This is a genomic window from Rhizobium hidalgonense, from assembly GCF_005862185.2.
Classification (GTDB): Bacteria; Pseudomonadota; Alphaproteobacteria; order Rhizobiales; family Rhizobiaceae; genus Rhizobium; species Rhizobium hidalgonense.
The window spans coordinates 3,043,172-3,061,571 of the sequence record NZ_CP054027.1; the positions used below are offsets into that span (position 1 = coordinate 3,043,172).

An 18,400-nucleotide genomic window follows, 5' to 3' on the forward strand; every position below is an offset into this window, starting at 1 on the left:
GCCATTAAAGATGGGATCGCGGTCGGCTATATCCGAGACATTCAATCTCACCAAGGAGACGACCACATGAAAACCGCCATCATCGGAACTGGAAACATGGGTGCCGGCCTGGCCCGTCGGCTGGCCGGCAAGCGCGATCTCATCCTCGCATCGCGCAACGAGGCCGCGGCAAAGTCGCTGGCAGCGGAGATCGGTGCTTCGAGCGCGCCGATCGCGAGCGCCGTGGCGCAAGCCGCCATTGTGGTGCTGGCGCTGCCTTATGCTTCGGCACTCGAGTTTGCCGGCGCTGCGGCGCTGGAAGGCAAGATTGTCATCGACATTACCAACCCGCTCAAACCGGATTTCTCCGGCCTGCTGTTTGGCCATGATACGTCGGCCGCCGAAGAGATCCAGCGCCAGGCCGCAGGCGCCAAGGTCGTGAAGGCCTTCAACACGATCTTTGCCGAGCTTTTTGCTGCCTCTCCCGATCAGACCGTCACTCTTCCGGTCTTCCTGGCCGGCGACGAAGACGCCGTCGAAACCGCCGCGGCGTTGGTCAAGGACGCCGGCTTCGCTGTCGAGAAGACCGGATCGCTGGACGCCGCTCGCCTGCTCGAGCCCTTGGGCATGCTCAACATCCGCCTCGGTTACGGCCTGGGCCGCGGTACCGGCATTGCTCCGAAATGGGCTGCCGTGAAAGCCTGATGTGAGGACTGGCCGCGCGCGCGCGGGGCCAGTCATTCGGGCTGCTGGGCCGGAAGGGTTTGCTGGCAATGGTCACGCCGACCGCTCCCGACAGCGGGTTCGTTGACTTCGGAGAGCGGTTGAAAGATGGTGATGCCGCATCACCCCGAATCCGGATCGGCGTGTTATAGGAGTTTGCGGTCCATGTTCGATCATATCTCCCTCGGCGTCAAAGACCTCGAAAGAGCCCGGCGCTTCTACGATGCAGCGCTGGCGCCGCTCGGATATGAGCGCCTGGCCAATGCCGACACGATGATCGGTTACGGCCCGGAAAGGGTCGGGTTGTGGATCATGCAAGTCGAGCATCCGGTTGTTGCCGATCTCAGATCCGGACTGCATTTCTGCTTCGTCGCCCCCAACGAAGCCGCGGTCGATGCCTTTCATGCAGCCGCCGTTGCATCCGGCGGCACGGATAATGGCGAACCGGGCATCCGGCCGGATTACGGGCAGTTCTATTACGCCGCCTTCATCATCGACCCGGACGGCTACCGCCTCGAAGCCTATTTCCACAAGGGTGAGCTCTAACCGGCTCTATCTTTAAGCAATTCCGGACGGAACGCGGCGACATGTATCACGCCGCCGCTCTCGATATTGCGACGCGGCAGCCGGAGGCTTCGAGCGCCTCGCCGGCGACGTCGAGGAACAGGCGGCGGAACCAGCGCGCCCGGCCATCGGCCTGGTCGACCCGGCGATAGAGCATGGTCACCGGATCGGCCGGCAGCGAAATCGGCGGCGCTGAGATGGTCAGCCCATGCAATTGCGCCATGCAGCGGCCGATCGATTCCGGCACGGTGGCGATGGCGGGCATCGCCCGCAGCGCCGTCGGCAGGGCGGAAAAGCGCGGCACCGTCGCCACCACCCGCCTGACATGGCCGGTGCGGCTCAGTGCGGTGTCGATGCTGGTCGAGGCATTGCCCTCGAACGAGACTGTGACGTGCGCGACATTGGCGAAATCCTCAAGACTCAATGGCGCTTTCAGTTTGAGCTGAACCTCGTCGTAAATGCACATCGAAGCTTGGTTGAACAGCGGCGCGCGGATGTGCCAGGAGGCCGGCTCGTCATGCATGGAAACGCTGAAATCGAAGACGCCCTCGTCCAGCCGGCGAGCGGCATCGCGCTTTTCCGAAGCGATGCCGATCAGCCGGGCGCCAGGTGAGAGCTGCAGCAGGCGTGCGGCAAGCGGGCCGAAGAAGGCCGATTCGAGATTGTCGCACATGCCGATGCGAAACTCGCCCTGCCAGCTTGCCGGATCGAATTCGGCCTGCGGGCGGATGGCGCGCTCGATACCCGACAGCGCATCCTCGATCGCCGGCGCAATGGAAAGCGCGCGCGGCGTCGGCTGCAGGCCGCGGCCGACGCGCACGAACAATTCGTCGTCCAGCGCCTCGCGCAGCCGCCGCAAAGCAGCCGAGAGGCCGGGCTGGCCAAGCAGCAGCCGCTCGGCGGCGCGGCTGACATTGCGCTCCTGCATCAGCACCGAAAAAGCCAGCAGCAGGTTCAGGTCGATTTTGCGAAGCGTGGCATCATTCATCATTGTGAGTAATACCTGGCATAGCTACTATCAATTTGCAATAGGAATGGAAGCTGTACATTTTCTCGTTCCCTGCCGCCCGGCAATCTCCCCCGATGAAGCGGCAGCAAAGAAGGAACGATTTCGATGACATTTTCCAAATCGAAAAGCGGAGCGGGGCTGGCATTGCTGCTGCTCTGCACCGCCAACTTTCTCGACGCTATGGACGTCTCCACGATCGGCGTCGCGCTGCCCGCCATCCAGGCCGAGCTCGGCATGGAGGCGACATCGCTGCAATGGGCCGTCAGCGCCTATGTGCTCGGCTATGGCGGCTTTCTCCTGCTCGGCGGCCGGGTCGCCGACGTCTTCGGCCATCGCCGCGTCTTCCTCTGGTCGCTGGCAATTTTTGCCGCCGCCAGTATCGCCGGCGGCTTCGTCGACAGCGGCCCGACGCTGATCGCCGCCCGGTTGATCAAGGGCATTGCCGCCGCCTTCACCGCGCCTGCGGCCCTTGCGCTGCTGCTCTCCGTCTTCGGCGAAGGAACGGCGCGCGCAAAAGCGCTCGGCGTCTTTGCCTCCACTGGCGCCACCGGATTCGTGCTCGGCATGGTGCTCGGCGGCGCGGCGACGATCTTCAGCTGGCGGGCGACGCTGGTCATGGGCGCGCCGGTTGCCATCATGACGCTCTTTCTTGCGCCGCTGGCGCTGCCGGCCGACCCGAAAAGGACGGGACCGCGGCCCGCTTTCGACTGGGCCGGCGCGCTGACGATCACGCCCGGGCTGCTGCTCTTCGTCTTCGGCATCACCAATGCTGCGGCCGCCGGCTGGCAGGCTTTTGCCACCTGGGGCTCGCTGATCGCTTCGCTGGCGCTGATCCTGCTCTTCCTCGCGGTCGAAGCGCGCCACGCCGATCCGATGGTGCCGCTTGGCATGTTCCGCCGGGCGAAACTCCGGCACGCCAATGCGATTGCCGCCCTCTTCCAAGGCGCCTATGTCGGCTTTCAGTTCCTGGCGACACTCTATTATCAGAACGTCATCGGCTGGTCGGCCTTCACCACAGGCTTCTGCTTTGCGCTTGGCGGCGTCTTCGTCATGTTCCTGGCGCCCCGTTTTGCGAGCCTCGCGCAAAATCGCGGCGCCACCGGACTGATGGCGATAGGTGTCGGTCTGCAAGCCTTCACCTACATCTTCTGGGTGACCGCCCTCGGACATGTCGACCCGATCCTGCTCGTGCTGTGCTCGCAGATCCCGCTCGGCCTCGGTTACGCCCTGACCTACCCCTCGGTGCAGGTCGCGGCCCTGTCCGACGTCGAGGATGACAAGTCGGGGCTCGCCTCCGGACTGCTCTTCGCCTCCTTCCAGATCGGCGGCGGCATCGTGCTTGCAGCCGCCTCGGCCGTGTTCGGCGCCGCACCGCATTTCGGCTGGGATCCTTATGTCGCCGGCATCGCCTTCGTGGCACTGCTTGCGGTCGCGATCACCCTGCTTGCCGCCGCCGGTCCGCGGACATCGGCCGCCCGGCCGTCGGCCTATCAGGCGGCGGAATGACCGCCGCGCCCGCACCTTGAGGGGTGCGGGCTCTTCATAAGAAAAAGCGCATATTAGCAACAAGAAACTTATTGCCTTGCCTCGGCGAAAGGTGCATGGTCTCGCCGTCGGCAGCCATGGTACGGGCGCTGCCGACTGGGGGTTTTGGCCCCTCGCCCCGACGAAAGGAGGACCGATGTCTTCCCCTTCCGCAAAGCCGCATCTGACCTCGTCCGATCTCGACATGCTTCAGGGCGTGCTCGACGAGGCCGGCTACGACGCTAGAATCCCGACCGACGACGAATGCGTCTTCAACGTGGCGGCGGTGCTGCTGATCAAGCTGTTCCAGGAGGGCGTCACCTCGCCGGCCATGCTCTCAAAGGCTCTCGAATATCATTTCGGCAAGCCGAAGGCGCCGCCGAAACCGGTAACTCCCATCTGTAATCGATATGCGATACAGGGATTGCCGCGCGAAAGACGCGCCGCCGGCTGATATTAGGTATGTTCCGGAGAGCGAATTTTCCAGCCAGTCTGAAAGGACAGACGGGCTGCTGAAATATGGCTTTCTTGCGGCAGCGCCTTAATGGCGTCTCATTTTCATGTTACACGATGCCCATTGACGATTGACCGAAATATGCGGTGGCGGGTTTCCGCCACGGCCGTTTTCCGGGAGAAAGCCCCGGCATCGGCTTCAGCCAACGATTTCATTCCATTCCTGCGGTCCGCCGCTGCCGGGTTGCCTGCGTGACGATCCCGCGAACTTCGGTCGCGAACGACAAGCGAGGGCGATTGAGGCGCAGCCCGCAGCTTTTAATTGCAATGAGAGAGGAGATTTCATCCATGGCAAAAGGGCAAATGAGAAGCAATCGCGAAGTCCGCAAGCCGAAGAAGGACAAGCAGGCGGCGAAGACGGACAGCACATTCTCCAACCAGATGAAGACGGCCGCCAATAGTGCGCCGCATGGCAGCGCCCCGAAGAAGTAGCGCCTCCATCTGCCCGGCGGGACGGCTTGCGCCCCGCCGGCCGGCAGGGACCACGCAATTCCTCAAAGCGGAATCGATTTTCCGGAATCGATCATGGGCAGCCTCGAAGCGATGGAGCGTCTTGGCGCATATCGCCGGACGTGCGGCGCTCCGGCGCGGCACGATCACCCATTGACATGCTTTCAGAAAAACGGGAAGTGCTGCGACCATGACCTCTCTTCAAAGAATGTATCAGTTGGATTACCCGCCCTTCCTCGTTCGCTCAGCCCTCGGTCTTTCAAGCATCGCTGCTTTTCACGGTGTCATTCTGTGATCGAACCCGCGCGCCGCAACGAGAGCGAGGAAATGCAGATTGCCGTTTTGGACCGGCCCGATGAAAACTCGGCGCGATCCGATGCTCACCCAGGCGCTTTCGTTGAAAAGCGCTGGCTGAAAATCCTTGCCGGATATCGCCAGCCACGGGCCGGACGCAGCGCTTTCGAGCTTGCCGTCACGGTCGTCCCTTTCGCGCTGTTCTGGGCTGCCGCATGGGCCGCGGTTCATTACAGTTTCTGGCCAGGCCTGATCCTCGTCATTCCCGCCGCCGCCTTCCTGCTCCGGCTGTTCATGATCCAGCATGATTGCGGCCACGGCTCGTTTTTCGCCCGTCGCCGCCTCGACGATTGGATTGGGCGGATCATCGGCATCCTAACGCTGACGCCTTACGACTATTGGCGCCGGGCGCATGCGGAACACCATGCCTCGGCCGGAAACCTGGACGAACGCGGCGTCGGCGATATCGAGACGCTGACGATCGCCGAATATAATGCGCTGTCGCGCTGGGGCCGGCTCGGCTACCGGCTCTACCGGCACCCGGCGGTGATGTTCGGGATCGGGCCGGCATGGCTGTTCATCATCAAGCAGCGCCTGCCTTTCGGCATGATGCGCTCCGGCGCCCTGCCCTGGGTCTCGACGATGGCGACCAACCTGGCCATCGCGCTCGCCGCCGCATTGCTGATCTGGGCGGTCGGGATCGTCCCCTTCCTGCTGGTGCATCTGCCGATCGTGCTGCTGGCCGGCGCCGCCGGCGTCTGGCTGTTCTATGTCCAGCACCAGTTCGAGGAAACGCATTGGTCGAAAAAGCCGGACTGGCAGTTCCAGCATGCGGCCCTGCACGGCGCCTCGCATTACGACCTGCCGCCGGTGCTGCGCTGGATCACCGGCAATATCGGCATCCACCATGTGCATCATCTGTCCAGCCGGGTCCCCTACTACCGGCTGCCCGAAGTGCTGCGGGACCATCCGGAACTTGCCGACCTCGGCCGCATCACGCTCATGGAAAGCCTGCGCTGCGTCAAGCTGGTGCTGTGGGACGAACAGACGAAGCGGCTGGTCTCGTTTCGCGACGCCGCACGGCTCGCAGCCGTACGATAGCAAGCGGCCTTAGCGGTAGCCGGTCACATCCGCAGGTTTGCCCGGCTCCTGCACTTCGGCCATATAGCGCCAGCAATCCGGCCGCGAACCATCGATATCGTCGAAGCCATAGATCTTGGCCACACCGCCGCTCGACAGTGACTGACCGTTCCAGCGGGCGCGGTCGGGATCGGCTGATATCGCAGCGACGGCGCGGCCGACGAAGCGCGGGGTTTCGGAAATGGCGAAATGCGGCTGCACCTTGGTCGCCTCGCGCCAATTCTCCTCGCGGACGCCATAAGCATCCAACATCATTTCGGAGCGCAGCCAGCCGGGGGTGATCGAAACGGCGGTGGCGCCGTGTTTTGCCAGATCCTGCGCATGCGCCCAGGCCATGCGGGTGACGCCTGTCTTGACGAGATCGTAGAAGGGCGACAGCCGGTAGTGCGTGGCATTGTAGTCGGCCGTTCCGTCGGTCACCTCGACGAGCAGGCCGCCCGGCCGCTCGATCATCAGCGCCAGGGCGTAATGGGCGGTGATCAAATGGGTTTCGATGCCGAGCTTCAGCATGCGCAAGCCCTTATCCAGCGAATGTTCCCAGACGGGCTTGTCCCATTCGAACAGCTTTTCGCAGCCCCAGATGTCGTTGACGAGGATATCGAGCCGGCCGGCCTCGCGGCGAATGCGGGCAACCAGCGCCTCGACCTCCGGCGCGACGAGATGATCGACCGGCACGGCGATACCCCTGCCGCCTGCAGCCGTCACCAGTTCGGCCGTCTCCTCGATCGTTTCCGACCGCATATATTCGGATTGCCTGGCGCGCGTCGTGCGCCCGGTGACATAGACGGCGGCGCCGGCGGCGCCGAGTTCCACCGCGATACCGCGGCCGGCGCCGCGTGTTGCGCCCGCCACCAAAGCCACTTTCTCCCGCAAGTCGGCTGTCACTTCTCTATCCTCCACGTTAGAACTGAAGAGCCCCTTGTATATAAACGAATGCTCGTTCATAAATAAGGCAGATGCAAGAGGAAATTCATGCCGCGTCGCCGCACACTGTCTGATGAGCAGCTTCTCGCCATGGTGCTGGCGCTGATCCATGCCGAAGGGCCGGATGCGGCGACCTTTGCGGCGGTGGCCAAAGCCAGCGGCCTCTCCGGCTCGACGCTGGTGCAGCGTTTCGCGACAAAGACGGCGATGCTGCGCGCAGCCCTGCTCCATGCCTGGGACCGGCTGGATGCGGAAACGACCCGGCTTGCCGAGAGCGTACCGAAAACCCCCGAAGGCGCCGTCGCGCTGCTCGTCGGCCTGTCGCAGGATTACGGCGACAATGCCGCCGCCTATGGCGAGGGATTGCTGGTGCTTCGCGAGGATTTCCGCGATCCGGTGCTGCGGGCTCGCGGGGCTGCCTGGGGAACGGCGCTGACGGCGGCGATCGCCAGGTGTTTCGCATCGGCGAATGCGCCGGAGACCATCGCCCGGCTGATGCTGTCGCAATGGCAGGGCTCACTCACCTGGTGGGGGTTCGGCGCAGAAGGGCGGGTGGATGCCTACATCGAGGCGGAACTGCGGCGCTTTCTCGCCGCTATGACATCCTGATCCTGCCCGGACATTTCGCCTAAATTAATAGGCAGCGACCAACATCGCCTTGATAAAATAAAGCAAAGCGACGGTCACGCCGATCGTTGCCGATGTAAGCAGCAGTCCGATCAGGGTGACGAGGCCGTCCCGCTCCATCAGGGCGACGGCCAGGACCACCAACGAGAACACCGGCAGAATATTGCCGAACGGGATTGGCAGCGCGACCACGACCGCGAGCAGGAAGACAGGAATGCCCAGCAGCGCCTGCACCTTCGGGCCTGTGAACAATTCCAGCCGGCCAGCGCGCACGACCTTCTCCACCCGGGCGATCACCGGAACCGCATGACCCAGGACGAGATCGAGTGCGGCAAACGAAACCTGGCGATCGCGGACGACGGCCGGCAGCCACACCTTCCGGCCGCCCGCGACGATCTGGAGGGAGACGAGCGCCAGCGCGGTGCCGAACACCATCCCGAACGGGCCGGGAATCGGGGTCAGCGCCGGGATTGCCAGGAACAGGATGGTGAAGGCGATGCTGGTTGGGCCCATCGCCTCCAGCGCCTCGCCGATCGAGAGGCCGCCCTTCGCCCGGGCGAGTTCCAGCATCTCCCGAAGCCTCGCGGTGGCCACACCCCGCGCTGCGCCTCTATATAAGTTCTGATCAGACATCATACGGTCCATCCGGGCCGCTGCCGTCACGCAGCTGCGCCGGCCCCATTCAAGACGCCGTTGATGGCTGCGCATTGCGGGTCCCTGCCATCGAGAAGCTCGACCGGCGAGCTGTGGCCGATCGCGATACTGACGACCGTGGCCGCCGCCCAGCCGTAGTCGCCGGCGGCACGTTTGATGAGCTGCGGCCCCTGGGATGCCAGGCACGCCTGGGACTGGCTGACGATCTCCACGGGAAACCGGGCGCGCTCAACCTGTTGCTGTATCTCAGCCTGCAGCGGATCGACGACGAGCAGGGCAAAAATCCAAGCGATGAAATTCGAGATCATATCTGTTTCCTTCCTTTGTTAACGTGTCCGGATGCAGCGCCCGCTCAGGCGGGCTGCTGCGGACCCCGCGTCTTGAGGAGGCTCCAGACCACGCCGGCAGCGATGATCGCGAAGGTGATGCCAAGCGAGAGCGCAGCCGGGAATTTTTCAAGACCCAGGAGATCGGCGAGGAAGATCTTCGAGCCGATGAAGATCAGCACGATGGCGAGCGCCGGCTTCAGGTAGCGGAAGCGATGGATCATCGCCGCGAGCGCGAAATACAGGGCGCGCAGGCCGAGGATCGCGAAGATATTCGAGGTGTAAACGATAAATGGGTCCGTGGTGATGGCGAAGATCGCGGGAACAGAATCGACGGCGAAGATGACGTCGGCCACTTCGACCATCACGAGCGCCATGAACAGCGGCGTTATAAACCAGGTCATCCTGCCCGTCTTCGGGTTTTCCTTCTTGACGAAGAACCGCTCGCCGTGATGTTCCTCGGTGACGTTGAAGCGGCTGCGCATGAAGCGTACAAGCACGTTCTTCGAGACATCGGGCTCAGCCTCTTTCACGACCAGCATCTTGATGCCGGTGACGATCAGGAAGGCGGCGAAAATATAAAGCAGCCAGGCGAATTCGGCGACCAGCGTCGCGCCTACACCGATCATGATGGCGCGCAGCACGATGACGCCGAGGATGCCCCAGAAGAGCACACGATGCTGGTAGAGGCGCGGCACGGCGAGGAAGGAGAAGATCAAGGCGATGACGAAGACGTTGTCGAGCGCCAGCGTCTTTTCGACGACGAAGCCTGTCATATAGGCAAGGCCGGCCTCAGAACCGAGGTACCACCACACCCAACCGCCGAAGGTCAGGCCGAGGGCGATATAGAGGGCAGAAAGCTTGATGCTTTCGCGAACGCCGATTTCCTTGTTCTGCTTATGAAGAATACCGAGGTCGAAGGATAGAATGGCGATGACGAGGACGAAAAAGCTCGACCACATCCAGAGCGGCGTTCCCAGCCACTCGGTGAACAAAAAAGAGAGATTCAAGGATAGTCCCCTGTCGGCACTGGTTGTCGGAAAAGAGGTCCGACATCGCAAGAGTGCCGAAGCTCTCGCCAGAGGGGCCCGGACCAGCGGGTCGAACCGCAGGTAGGGTCGCACTTTTCAATAATCAAGCGGCCACCAGTGCCAATTTCATCTGTCGCGCTGAGGCATGCGCATTGCGAATGCATCATTCGCCCCGCGAGAGAAAGCCGGGGCCGGATCAGGCTTCCTCTTCGTCCTTCTCCTCACCCACGGTCAGCGGCCAGTCGACGACGTAATCCTCGAGATCGTCGATATCGATCTCGGTTTCGCTAATGCTGCGGCCACGCGCGGAAATGCCGGCGGCATGAACGGTTTCCGGATCGCCGGAGACGAGCGGGTGCCACCAATAGAGATCGCGGCCTTCATCGACCAACCGATAACCGCAGGTGGGCGGCAGCCAGGCGATATCGGGCACGTTCTCCTTCGTCAGTTGCACGCAGTCCGGCACGAAATCCCAGCGGTTCTCATAGCTGGAGCAGCGACAGCTTTCGCCATCGAGCAGCTTGCAACGGACCGAGGTAAAATAGATATCGCCGCTATCCCATTCCTCGATCTTGTTGAGACAACAGAGACCGCAGCCGTCGCAGAGGCTCTCCCACTCGGCGACGGTCATTTCGGCAAGCGTCTTGCGCTTCCAGAAGGGCAGATCGATCATCGTTCGTTTCTTGCAACAGCGGCCCGCAAATTCGCGTGACCGTCAAGCATCTCTCTTGTTATCGGCGGCAAAATCAATCAATTCTTCAGCATGCTCCTGGTACCGGAGCATGCTCTCCCGATATCGGAGAGCTTTGCGGCCAGATGGCGACCTCGCGCTTCGTCGCTTTCCCACGGCCGGACATGAGTGAAGCGCGATCAGGCGGGAATACAGGACGTGCAGGATCCGGACAACCCTGAAAAGGGATCTGAAAACGGGCCAGAAAAAACGGCGAATGACACGGCGGGCAAACGGCCGACGAAGAGCCGTCACATTCTGCTGCGGATCGATTCCTGGATCGATTCGACCGTCTGGAACGCCGGCTTCCGCGCCGCCGAGATCTGGGAAGACATCACCATCTTCTTCCGCCGCTTCCGTGTGCGCGGCTGGAAGCGCATGTTCTTCGAACTTGCCGGTGAAGGGCTGACGCTCGGGGCGGCCGGCTCGGTGCTGATGCTGCTGCTTGCCCAGCCGGCTTTCGAGGCGACCAAGGAGGACTGGCGCAACCGCGGCGATTTCGCCGTCACCTTTACCGACCGCTACGGCAACGTCATCGGCCATCGCGGCGTCATCCACCAGAATTCAGTGCCGATCGACGAGCTGCCGGATTCCTTGATCAAATCCGTGCTTGCCACCGAAGACCGGCGCTTCTTCGATCATTTCGGCATCGACGTGATCGGCCTCTTCCGCGCCATGGTCACCAACGCCCAGGCCGGCGAAGTCGTGCAGGGCGGCTCGACGCTGACCCAGCAGCTCGCCAAGAACCTGTTCCTGTCCAACGAGCGCTCGATCGACCGCAAGGTCACCGAGGCATTCCTGGCACTGTGGCTCGAGGCGAACCTCTCCAAGAAGGAAATCCTCTCCACCTATCTCGACCGCGCCTATATGGGCGGCGGCACTTTTGGCGCGGCCGCGGCGGCGCAGTTCTATTTCGGCAAGAACATCACCGATGTGAACCTTGCCGAATCCGCCATGCTCGCCGGCCTGTTCAAGGCGCCGGCGAAATATGCGCCGCATGTCAACTTGCCGGCGGCGCGTGCGCGCGCCAACGAGGTGCTGACCAATCTCGTCCAGAGCGGGCTGATGACCGAGGGCCAGGTGATCGCCGCAAGGCGCAACCCTGCGACTGTCGTCGACCGCAACGAGGTGGAATCGCCCGACTTCTTCCTTGACTGGGCCTTCGACGAGGTGCAGCGCCTTTCGCCGCGTTTCCACCAGCATTCGCTGATCGTGCGCACGACGATCGACATGGGCATCCAGCAGGCGGCCGAGGATTCGGTCGAAACGTCGCTGCGTGAATATGGCGAGGCCTATCACGCCAAGCAGGGCGCCATGGTGATGATCGAGAACGGCGGCGCGGTGCGCGCCATGGTCGGCGGCCGCGATTATGGCGAGAGCCAGTTCAACCGCGCCACCCGGGCGCTGCGCCAGCCGGGCTCCTCCTTCAAGGTCTATACCTATGCATTGGCGATGGAGAGCGGGATGACCCCGCAGACGACGATCGTCGACGCGCCGATCTACTGGGGCAACTGGAGCCCGCACAATTACGCGAACCGCTATGTCGGACGCATCACGCTGGAGACGGCGATCGCCCAGTCGATCAACACCGTGCCGGTGCGGCTTGCCAAGGAGAAGCTCGGCATCCAGCCGATCCGGGCGATGGCCAAGAACCTCGGTGTCGAAACGCCGATCCGCGATGACGTCACTATTCCAATCGGCACCTCGGAGGTGACGGTGCTCGACCAGGCGACCGCTTATGCCACCTTCCCGGCCGGCGGCTACCAGTCGCGCCGCCACGGCATCACCCAGATCCTCGATTACGCCGGCGACGTGCTCTACGATTTCGACCGCGACGAGCCGGCCGCCAAACGTGTGCTCTCCGAACAGGCCGATGCCTATATGAACCAGATGCTGTCGCGCGTCCCCTATGTCGGCACGGCGCGAAAAGCGGCGCTTGATAATGGCATCGTCACCGCCGGCAAGACCGGCACGACCCAGGCCTATCGCGACGCGTGGTTCGTCGGCTTCACCGGCAACTACACCTGCGCCGTCTGGTTCGGCAATGACGACTACACCTCGACCAACGAGATGACCGGCGGCTCGCTGCCGGCGATGACCTTCAAGCGCGCCATGGACTATGCCCATCAGGGTGTGACGCTGCGCGCCATCCCCGGCATCGAAAACCCCCTGCCGTCGGAAAAGGATCTCGCCAAGACCGCCGCCGCCAAACCGCAGGACGGATTGCCGCAGCTCATCCGGCCGCGCATGCTCTCGGTGCAATCGACCGAGATCCTCAGGAGGCTCGGCGAGAAGCTGAAGAATGCGGCCCCGCTGGCGCCGGCGAAGGTGGCGAGCGCGGAATAGCTGCCGGCGTCTCGCGCAGATTCCGAAAATCGTCGACCTTGAGAGATTGCCGATACCCGCCCGTCATCCGGCTGCCACCACCTTCGCCCCGTTTACGGGTGAGGGGCAACCGTTCGCACGAACCACACAGCCATGCTGCAAGAGGCATGGCTGCTTTGCCGGACACACCATAACCGTGGATCAATAATCGCCTATGTCACGGCGCGGCATTCCACCCTGCCAGAATCAGTGGTAACCCTTTCATCTGATATGGTTTCCAAGGTCATAATGTGTTTCGATTTCCCCTGTTCATCCTGGTCACGCTGATCGTCGCCTTCGGCGGCGGGATCATGATTTCGCTGTATGCGCTGGATGCGACACAGGGTTTCGGGGCGATCAAGCTCGGTGCCTGGGAGGCCTTTCCGGCGTTGCAGACGGTCGATGCCGATCCTTATGCCAAGTCGCACCGGGCGCGCGCCGGCAAGCTGCTTTACGGCAGCGCCGAAGGCCTGACCTTCACGGCGAGCGTCGACGACGACGGCGCGCGGCTGAATGCCGGCTGCCGCTACCGCATCAGCGGGCAAACACCGCCTGCCCGGCTTTGGACCCTGTTTACCGCCGACAATGGCGGCAATCCGGCGGCAGTGAAGACCGGGCATCCCTCGGCGCTCAATTCCTGGACGGTGCTGCGCCAGCCCGATAGCAGCTTCTCGATCGAAATCTCCGCCGCGGCGCAGCCGGGCAACTGGCTGGCTTTGCCGGAGGCCGGTACCTTTCGGCTGGTGCTGACGCTGTTCGACACGCCGACCGCCGGCAGCTCCGGGGTGATCGACCTCGCCATGCCGAAGCTCACCAAGACCGGATGCGGCAATGCTTAGGATCTTCTTTGCCATCCTGACCGGTCTTTTCGGTGCAGCGCTGCTGCACCTCATCATCATCCTGTCGCTGCCGCATTTCACCGGCAAGGATGCGGCGACCCGTGTGGAGGCGGAGGGCGACCTCAACAATTTCACCCTGCTCGGCGGCCAGTATGACGAAGCGGGCCTTGCCAATGGCGACCCCTTCGTCCGCACCGCCGTCTGCTCCTTCGACGTCGAGGATGCCCCCGTGCATTTCACCGCCAAGGGCAATGTGCCCTTCTGGTCGATCGCGATTTACGACAGCGCCTCCAACGAGGTCTTCAGCATGAACGACAGGACCTCGGTCGGCGGCGCGCTCGACGTGCTGGCCGGCGGGCCGATCCAGTTGACCGATTTGCGCAAGAACCTGCCGCCGGAATTGCAGCAGGCGATCCTGGTGGAGATGGCACGGCCGGACGGCTATGCCGTGCTGCGGACGCTGGCGCCGCAGGCGAGTTTCGATGAGGCGGCGCGGAACTTCCTGACGGAAGCCGGCTGCGAGCAATTCACCGCCCGCTAGAACGAGAGCGTGATGTCATCCGAAAACCGCTTTTCGGGGACTACGCCCTGGGGTTGAACGGACGCTACTTCTTGTTGACGCGCGGCGCGGACGCCGGACGCGGTTTCGGGTTCTCGATCAACCGCTCGTAGCGGACGCCGGTGAACCACAGGATCTTGGCTTCGCGGAGCTCTTTGTCCGGGCGGCGCGGCGCCCGCGGCAGCCGATCCGCCAATGCGACTACTATTGCCATTCTCGTCTCCATGCACTGCCCGAGACGGATGAACTTGCGATGGATTTCACCCTGCCCGCCAATGTGCGAGCCGGCGCGTCCTGCGGTGGCGGAGTGACCGGACCGAGGGCATTCGCGCCTTTCCCACGGCACCTGGTTGAAATACCGTGATCAGGAGTTTCTACGATCCACACACTCAAATCGCGTCGTTCCCATCCGAATTGAGACAGATGACAGTTAACAGTTTACTAATATTCGGCGGATGCCAAACATAGTTCACGTTACTTCCCCTGAAACGCGCGAAGAGTTGATTTGGTTTCATACCGCCCGCTCAAGGTCCCGGCCGGGCATGGAGTATAAAGTTAGAAACAATTCATGTAGTTGACAGGACGCTGCAGACCTACCCAATGGGAAAGGCACGCTGTTGCAAAAATGCTTCATGAAAATATTTAATTGCGGCCGCCTCGCATGCGCGTATGGTTGCTCCAGTCGATCACGCGTTTCCGGGCCCGATCGGCCGCGGATATTCACGCTCTTGCCGGAATGCGGAGGCTAGCGGTGTCTTTGCTGGTGAATTCATATTTCTCGCCTGACGATCTCGACGTGCTGCGCGGCGCGCTCGATGCCTGGTGCGCGGAACGGCGCGTCGACATCAAGAGCGTCGAGGCGCAGTATGCGGCATCCGCAGCACTCGACCTGTATCAGGCCGGTCACGACAGCCGCGAAAAGCTGCTGGACGCGCTCCGCGATCGCAAGGCCGCCTGAACTTTTCCCCCACCACGCCCGCGATGACAATCGTTATAGAGGCCTGTTCAAACCGGACTCTTTCTGTTGCCACCTAATCTTAAAGCGACACGCTCCGCGTGTATCCTTCTGTTGCATTTGAATAAAATCTTCAGCATGCATTAACCCTGTCGGTGTAGGATTTGTTCATAACCCATGTGGCCCGGCATGCGTTCCGCCAGCGCATATAGGCCCGTGATTCCCCTTGGTTCGGCGTTTTCGGGGTGTTCTTGTGCGTGACCGGTTTCGAGACCTAGAGGGCCCATTGGCCGTCAGGAAAAAGGACGTGGTATTGATGGCGACCGTCAGCAGTTTCGAGAACCTGTCTCATCCGACACGGTCCGAACTGCGCCAATTTGCCGAGCTATTCATGCCGCTCTTTCAGGCCTCTTCCGACGAGGCCAAACGTCAGGCGGTCGCAGCACTCTCCCAATGCGAAAACATGCCGGCGGCCGTGGCGTTGTTCATCGGAAACCAGCCGATCGAGATCGCCGCCCCTTTTCTGGCCGCCTCCAAGGCAATCGCCGACGATACGCTGATTACCATCGCGCGCACGCAGGGTGCAGCGCATGTCAAGACGATCGTCAGCCGCGATTCGCTCTCGCCGAAGGTGATCGATGCGCTGGTGGCGCTGCGCCAGAGCCAGCCGCGGCCGCCGGCCGCATCGGCGCCTGTCACGGCATCACAGACGGTGCCGCTTTCGCCGGCGCCGGCCGAGACCAACGAGGCGGATGCGCTACAGGAACAGCGGGTTGCCAATGAAGAGGCGTTGCGCGAGCGTATTCTCGGCCTTGCCGGTCATCTCGGTCATCAGGAGGACGACAGGCTCGGCCTCAGAACACTCACCGACATTCAGGAAGCGCTGCTGGTGCGCTTCGCCCGCTCGCGCGAGGCGACGCATTTCGCAACCGCGCTCGCCGATGCGCTGTCGGCCAGCCGCTGGCTTGCCGAGCGCATCATGCTCGATCTTTCCGGCCAGCAGCTCGCCACGACGCTGACGAGCCTCGGCATGGGCTTTCTCGACGCCGTCTTCGTGCTGGAAAGGTTCTATCCGCACCTTGCCGAACAGCAGCACAATGTCACGCGGGGCTGGATGGTGCTCGATGGGCTCGATCCGGAAGAATGCCATGAACGGGTGGACGCCTGGCGCCGCGCCGATCGCTACACCTATAAGCCCGAGGCGGCCAATGCGCCCGCACCTCAGGAAAAGCCGAACCACCGCTTCATCCATCAGCCGCCGGCGCCACGCGACCTGCGTGTCCTGGGGCGGCGGTCCCGCTGAAATCAGCAGCGCCGCCCGCCCTCAGCCATCCCGCGCCAGCGGGATGATGTCTGCCAATTCTTCCGCCTCCAGCTCGACGATCCAGAGATCGGGGTCGAACCGGCGTTCACGCTCCAGCATGACGCGCACCATTTCCGGCTCAGCCCGTGACAGACGGACTTCGAACAGGCGGTCGCCCGCCTCACCTTCGCCGAAGGCGGTCTGCGGCGCCGGCGCATAGAGCGTTTCCAGGCCGTCGCGAAAATGCTGGCGGATGAAGATCGCGCCCGCCTCCTCCGCACCCTTCTTCTCGACGGCGGCGAAATCGCCGCTGGCAAAGACGCGGCGTAGGAGAGCGGAAACGAAGATGTCGGCGCGTAATCTCATCGGCGCGGTATAGACCGGGCTGCCGTTGGCGGCAATGCGGCGGCAAAGATTGCCCCGGTGGTCAGACCTTGACGGCCAGCCGCAATCCTCCCCAATGCCGTCCGCGGACGGTGATCGGAGCGGAAATATCCTTCATCATCACAAAATTGCCGCCGCCCATGTCGCGCCGATAAGTCTGGACGAGGAATGGCGCTGTGCTGCGGCCGGCGGCAAGGCCGACGCGATCGGCGAAGACGCGGCGATTGCGGCAATTGGCAGTGTTCCAGACAGTGTCGCCGGGCCGCTGCGGCTGCGAGAATTTTCGGTTATGGGTGGGGAGGTAGCCGTTTTCGTCGATAGCCGCACAGAAGGCGATGCGCTCGTCCGAGGCTGCCGCGGGTTCCTGAATCGGCGGCAGCAAGCGGTCGGTGAGTTCGGTAAAGGCCGCCATCATCTGGGCCGGATCGGAGCCCGGTATCGGCCGATAGCGCCGGTCGAACAAGGCATCGAGACCGATCTCGCCCGCCGCGACGGCGCGTTCGAAGGCGCCGGAAATCTGCCTCGCCACCGATTGCGCTTCCTCGATCCAGCGGCTGTCGGCGGTCTCGACGCCGGCGCTCGCCGTCAGCTGGATCAGGGTTTCGGACAGGCCGACGACGCTGTCGACGCGTTTGGCCGCCTGCTGCAGCCTCACATTCGAGCCGGCGACCTCGGCCGACATCTCGCCGAGCGTCCCGACGAAGCCGGCGCATTGCTGGTCGACCGCCTCGGTGGTGTTGGCCATAACGGTCGAACTGTCGAGGATGCGGGTGATGACATGTTCCATGTTTTCGAAGGCCCCGCGCATCGCCTCCGACTTGTCGCGCACGCCTGCTGCACTATCGCGCGCATCGCCGCCTGCGACCGACAGCCGGTCGATCTTCACCCGCAGTTCGTCCAGCGTCTGCTGGATCGAGCCCGTCGCCTTCGACGTCTGCAGCGACAGCGCCCGCACCTCGGCGGCGACGACCGCGAAACCCTTGCCCGCATCGCCGGCGCGTGCCGCCTCGATCGCGGCATTCAGCGCCAGCAGGTTGGTCTGGCGGGCAATGGTGCTGATCTCCTCGGCGATACCGTCGACATCGGCAAGCGACTTGGAAAAACCGGCGATCTCCGTGCCGATTTCTTCGGAGGACCGAACCATGTGGCCGATCTCGGTAACGGAGCCGGTCAGCCGGTCCGCTGATTCCTTCAGCATCTGGCGAGCCTCGGCCGCCGTGCGGTCGGTCTCACGCAGCGACACTGCGACCGAGCGGTTGGTCTCGGCAATCGACAGGGCCGTGCGGGTGACATCATCGAAGGCGGAAGCATGCCGGGCCGACATCGCCGCCATGTCCTGGATGGCGCCGGCGATATCGACGAGATCGATGCCAAGGGTGGAAGCCTCTTCTGCAAGGCGCAGCAGGATGTGGCGTAACGCCTCCTGATCAGGGCCTCCCGCCTCTGCCGGTTCTCCAGCCAGATCGTCTGTCGCCTTCAACGCATGCATGATCGACGCTCCCCCGTCC

20 protein-coding genes and 1 pseudogene are annotated in these 18,400 nt (G+C 63.0%); 12 read left to right on the top strand and 9 right to left on the bottom strand.

Going from position 1 to position 18,400, the window contains the following annotated elements; translation table 11 throughout:
- Positions 1-66: 66 nt before the first annotated feature.
- The gene (locus FFM81_RS14680; RefSeq protein WP_138384776.1) at positions 67-684 is read left to right on the top strand and encodes an NADPH-dependent F420 reductase; all 618 of its coding nucleotides are present in this window, start codon (positions 67-69) and stop codon (positions 682-684) included.
- A 183-nt stretch (positions 685-867) separates the two neighbouring features.
- On the top strand, positions 868-1,248 hold the full coding sequence (locus FFM81_RS14685; RefSeq protein WP_003569382.1) for a VOC family protein: 381 nt from the start codon (positions 868-870) through the stop codon (positions 1,246-1,248).
- A 46-nt stretch (positions 1,249-1,294) separates the two neighbouring features.
- Here the strand turns inward: FFM81_RS14685 and FFM81_RS14690 are convergent, their stop codons facing one another.
- Positions 1,295-2,257, bottom strand: a complete 963-nt coding sequence (locus tag FFM81_RS14690) for a LysR family transcriptional regulator (RefSeq protein ID WP_003569384.1) — start codon at positions 2,255-2,257, stop codon at positions 1,295-1,297.
- 123 nt (positions 2,258-2,380) lie between these two features.
- Here FFM81_RS14690 and FFM81_RS14695 point away from each other — a divergent pair, with 123 nt between their 5' ends.
- The 4 genes and pseudogenes from FFM81_RS14695 (at position 2,381) to FFM81_RS14710 (ending at position 6,157) form a co-directional block, all read left to right on the top strand.
- On the top strand, positions 2,381-3,781 hold the full coding sequence (locus FFM81_RS14695) for an MFS transporter (protein WP_138384775.1): 1,401 nt from the start codon (positions 2,381-2,383) through the stop codon (positions 3,779-3,781).
- Positions 3,782-3,876: 95 nt separating this feature from the next.
- Positions 3,877-4,253, top strand: a pseudogene (locus tag FFM81_RS14700) (hypothetical protein).
- A 347-nt stretch (positions 4,254-4,600) separates the two neighbouring features.
- Complete coding sequence (locus FFM81_RS14705; protein WP_164896004.1) at positions 4,601-4,744, top strand: hypothetical protein; 144 nt, start codon at positions 4,601-4,603, stop codon at positions 4,742-4,744.
- Positions 4,745-5,104: 360 nt separating this feature from the next.
- Positions 5,105-6,157 (top strand): fatty acid desaturase, encoded by a 1,053-nt coding sequence (locus FFM81_RS14710; RefSeq protein ID WP_425504974.1) that lies wholly within the window; start codon positions 5,105-5,107, stop codon positions 6,155-6,157.
- A gap of 9 nt (positions 6,158-6,166) precedes the next feature.
- Here the strand turns inward: FFM81_RS14710 and FFM81_RS14715 are convergent, their stop codons facing one another.
- Positions 6,167-7,081 carry an SDR family oxidoreductase gene (locus tag FFM81_RS14715; RefSeq protein WP_138384774.1) on the bottom strand — a complete coding sequence of 305 codons (915 nt, stop codon included), beginning with the start codon at positions 7,079-7,081 and terminating at the stop codon, positions 6,167-6,169.
- Between the two features lie 87 nt (positions 7,082-7,168).
- Here FFM81_RS14715 and FFM81_RS14720 point away from each other — a divergent pair, with 87 nt between their 5' ends.
- Positions 7,169-7,729, top strand: coding sequence for a TetR family transcriptional regulator (locus tag FFM81_RS14720; protein WP_138384773.1), 561 nt, complete (start codon positions 7,169-7,171; stop codon positions 7,727-7,729).
- Between the two features lie 24 nt (positions 7,730-7,753).
- On the opposite strand, the gene FFM81_RS14725 is transcribed toward FFM81_RS14720, so the two are convergent.
- From FFM81_RS14725 to FFM81_RS14740, 4 genes are all read right to left on the bottom strand, one after another.
- The gene (locus FFM81_RS14725; RefSeq protein ID WP_138384772.1) at positions 7,754-8,380 is read right to left on the bottom strand and encodes an exopolysaccharide biosynthesis protein; all 627 of its coding nucleotides are present in this window, start codon (positions 8,378-8,380) and stop codon (positions 7,754-7,756) included.
- A 26-nt stretch (positions 8,381-8,406) separates the two neighbouring features.
- Positions 8,407-8,709 (bottom strand): hypothetical protein, encoded by a 303-nt coding sequence (locus FFM81_RS14730; RefSeq protein WP_025415702.1) that lies wholly within the window; start codon positions 8,707-8,709, stop codon positions 8,407-8,409.
- Positions 8,710-8,753: 44 nt separating this feature from the next.
- On the bottom strand, positions 8,754-9,737 hold the full coding sequence (locus FFM81_RS14735) for a TerC family protein (RefSeq protein ID WP_138384771.1): 984 nt from the start codon (positions 9,735-9,737) through the stop codon (positions 8,754-8,756).
- Positions 9,738-9,954: 217 nt separating this feature from the next.
- Entirely contained in the window at positions 9,955-10,431 is a 477-nt protein-coding gene (locus tag FFM81_RS14740) for a YcgN family cysteine cluster protein (protein WP_138384770.1), read from the bottom strand.
- A gap of 216 nt (positions 10,432-10,647) precedes the next feature.
- On the opposite strand from FFM81_RS14740, the gene FFM81_RS14745 reads away from it, so the two are divergent.
- From FFM81_RS14745 to FFM81_RS14755, 3 genes are all read left to right on the top strand, one after another.
- Positions 10,648-12,834: a transglycosylase domain-containing protein gene (locus tag FFM81_RS14745; protein WP_138384769.1), complete on the top strand. Its 2,187-nt coding sequence runs from the start codon at positions 10,648-10,650 to the stop codon at positions 12,832-12,834.
- A 269-nt stretch (positions 12,835-13,103) separates the two neighbouring features.
- Positions 13,104-13,691, top strand: coding sequence for a DUF1214 domain-containing protein (locus tag FFM81_RS14750; RefSeq protein WP_003569402.1), 588 nt, complete (start codon positions 13,104-13,106; stop codon positions 13,689-13,691).
- Positions 13,684-14,232, top strand: a complete 549-nt coding sequence (locus tag FFM81_RS14755; protein ID WP_138384768.1) for a DUF1254 domain-containing protein — start codon at positions 13,684-13,686, stop codon at positions 14,230-14,232. Before FFM81_RS14750 ends, FFM81_RS14755 begins: the two co-directional genes overlap by 8 nt.
- 64 nt (positions 14,233-14,296) lie before the next feature.
- On the opposite strand, the gene FFM81_RS14760 is transcribed toward FFM81_RS14755, so the two are convergent.
- Complete coding sequence (locus FFM81_RS14760) at positions 14,297-14,464, bottom strand: hypothetical protein (protein WP_003569405.1); 168 nt, start codon at positions 14,462-14,464, stop codon at positions 14,297-14,299.
- A 537-nt stretch (positions 14,465-15,001) separates the two neighbouring features.
- Here FFM81_RS14760 and FFM81_RS14765 point away from each other — a divergent pair.
- Together FFM81_RS14765 and FFM81_RS14770 are read left to right on the top strand one after the other, a co-directional pair.
- Positions 15,002-15,208 (top strand): hypothetical protein, encoded by a 207-nt coding sequence (locus FFM81_RS14765; RefSeq protein ID WP_003569406.1) that lies wholly within the window; start codon positions 15,002-15,004, stop codon positions 15,206-15,208.
- Between the two features lie 250 nt (positions 15,209-15,458).
- Positions 15,459-16,508, top strand: a complete 1,050-nt coding sequence (locus FFM81_RS14770; protein WP_025415698.1) for a DUF2336 domain-containing protein — start codon at positions 15,459-15,461, stop codon at positions 16,506-16,508.
- Between the two features lie 21 nt (positions 16,509-16,529).
- Here FFM81_RS14770 and FFM81_RS14775 read toward each other — a convergent pair whose 3' ends face one another.
- Both FFM81_RS14775 and FFM81_RS14780 read right to left on the bottom strand, forming a co-directional pair.
- The gene (locus FFM81_RS14775) at positions 16,530-16,874 is read right to left on the bottom strand and encodes a DUF1491 family protein (protein ID WP_025415697.1); all 345 of its coding nucleotides are present in this window, start codon (positions 16,872-16,874) and stop codon (positions 16,530-16,532) included.
- Between the two features lie 61 nt (positions 16,875-16,935).
- Positions 16,936-18,381, bottom strand: coding sequence for a methyl-accepting chemotaxis protein (locus tag FFM81_RS14780; RefSeq protein ID WP_025415696.1), 1,446 nt, complete (start codon positions 18,379-18,381; stop codon positions 16,936-16,938).
- Between the last annotated feature and the right edge of the window lie 19 nt (positions 18,382-18,400).

Bases quoted from the DNA above. Each gene is read 5' to 3' on its own strand.
- FFM81_RS14760 (WP_003569405.1), bottom strand. From the start codon at position 14,464: ATGGCAATAGTAGTCGCATTGGCGGATCGGCTGCCGCGGGCGCCGCGC.
- FFM81_RS14720 (WP_138384773.1), top strand. From the start codon at position 7,169: ATGCCGCGTCGCCGCACACTGTCTGATGAGCAGCTTCTCGCCATGGTG.
- FFM81_RS14685 (WP_003569382.1), top strand. From the start codon at position 868: ATGTTCGATCATATCTCCCTCGGCGTCAAAGACCTCGAAAGAGCCCGG.
- FFM81_RS14725 (WP_138384772.1), bottom strand. From the start codon at position 8,380: ATGTCTGATCAGAACTTATATAGAGGCGCAGCGCGGGGTGTGGCCACC.
- FFM81_RS14780 (WP_025415696.1), bottom strand. From the start codon at position 18,381: ATGCATGCGTTGAAGGCGACAGACGATCTGGCTGGAGAACCGGCAGAG.
- FFM81_RS14705 (WP_164896004.1), top strand. From the start codon at position 4,601: ATGGCAAAAGGGCAAATGAGAAGCAATCGCGAAGTCCGCAAGCCGAAG.
- FFM81_RS14680 (WP_138384776.1), top strand. From the start codon at position 67: ATGAAAACCGCCATCATCGGAACTGGAAACATGGGTGCCGGCCTGGCC.
- FFM81_RS14775 (WP_025415697.1), bottom strand. From the start codon at position 16,874: ATGAGATTACGCGCCGACATCTTCGTTTCCGCTCTCCTACGCCGCGTC.
- FFM81_RS14755 (WP_138384768.1), top strand. From the start codon at position 13,684: ATGCTTAGGATCTTCTTTGCCATCCTGACCGGTCTTTTCGGTGCAGCG.
- FFM81_RS14740 (WP_138384770.1), bottom strand. From the start codon at position 10,431: ATGATCGATCTGCCCTTCTGGAAGCGCAAGACGCTTGCCGAAATGACC.
- FFM81_RS14695 (WP_138384775.1), top strand. From the start codon at position 2,381: ATGACATTTTCCAAATCGAAAAGCGGAGCGGGGCTGGCATTGCTGCTG.
- FFM81_RS14730 (WP_025415702.1), bottom strand. From the start codon at position 8,709: ATGATCTCGAATTTCATCGCTTGGATTTTTGCCCTGCTCGTCGTCGAT.
- FFM81_RS14690 (WP_003569384.1), bottom strand. From the start codon at position 2,257: ATGATGAATGATGCCACGCTTCGCAAAATCGACCTGAACCTGCTGCTG.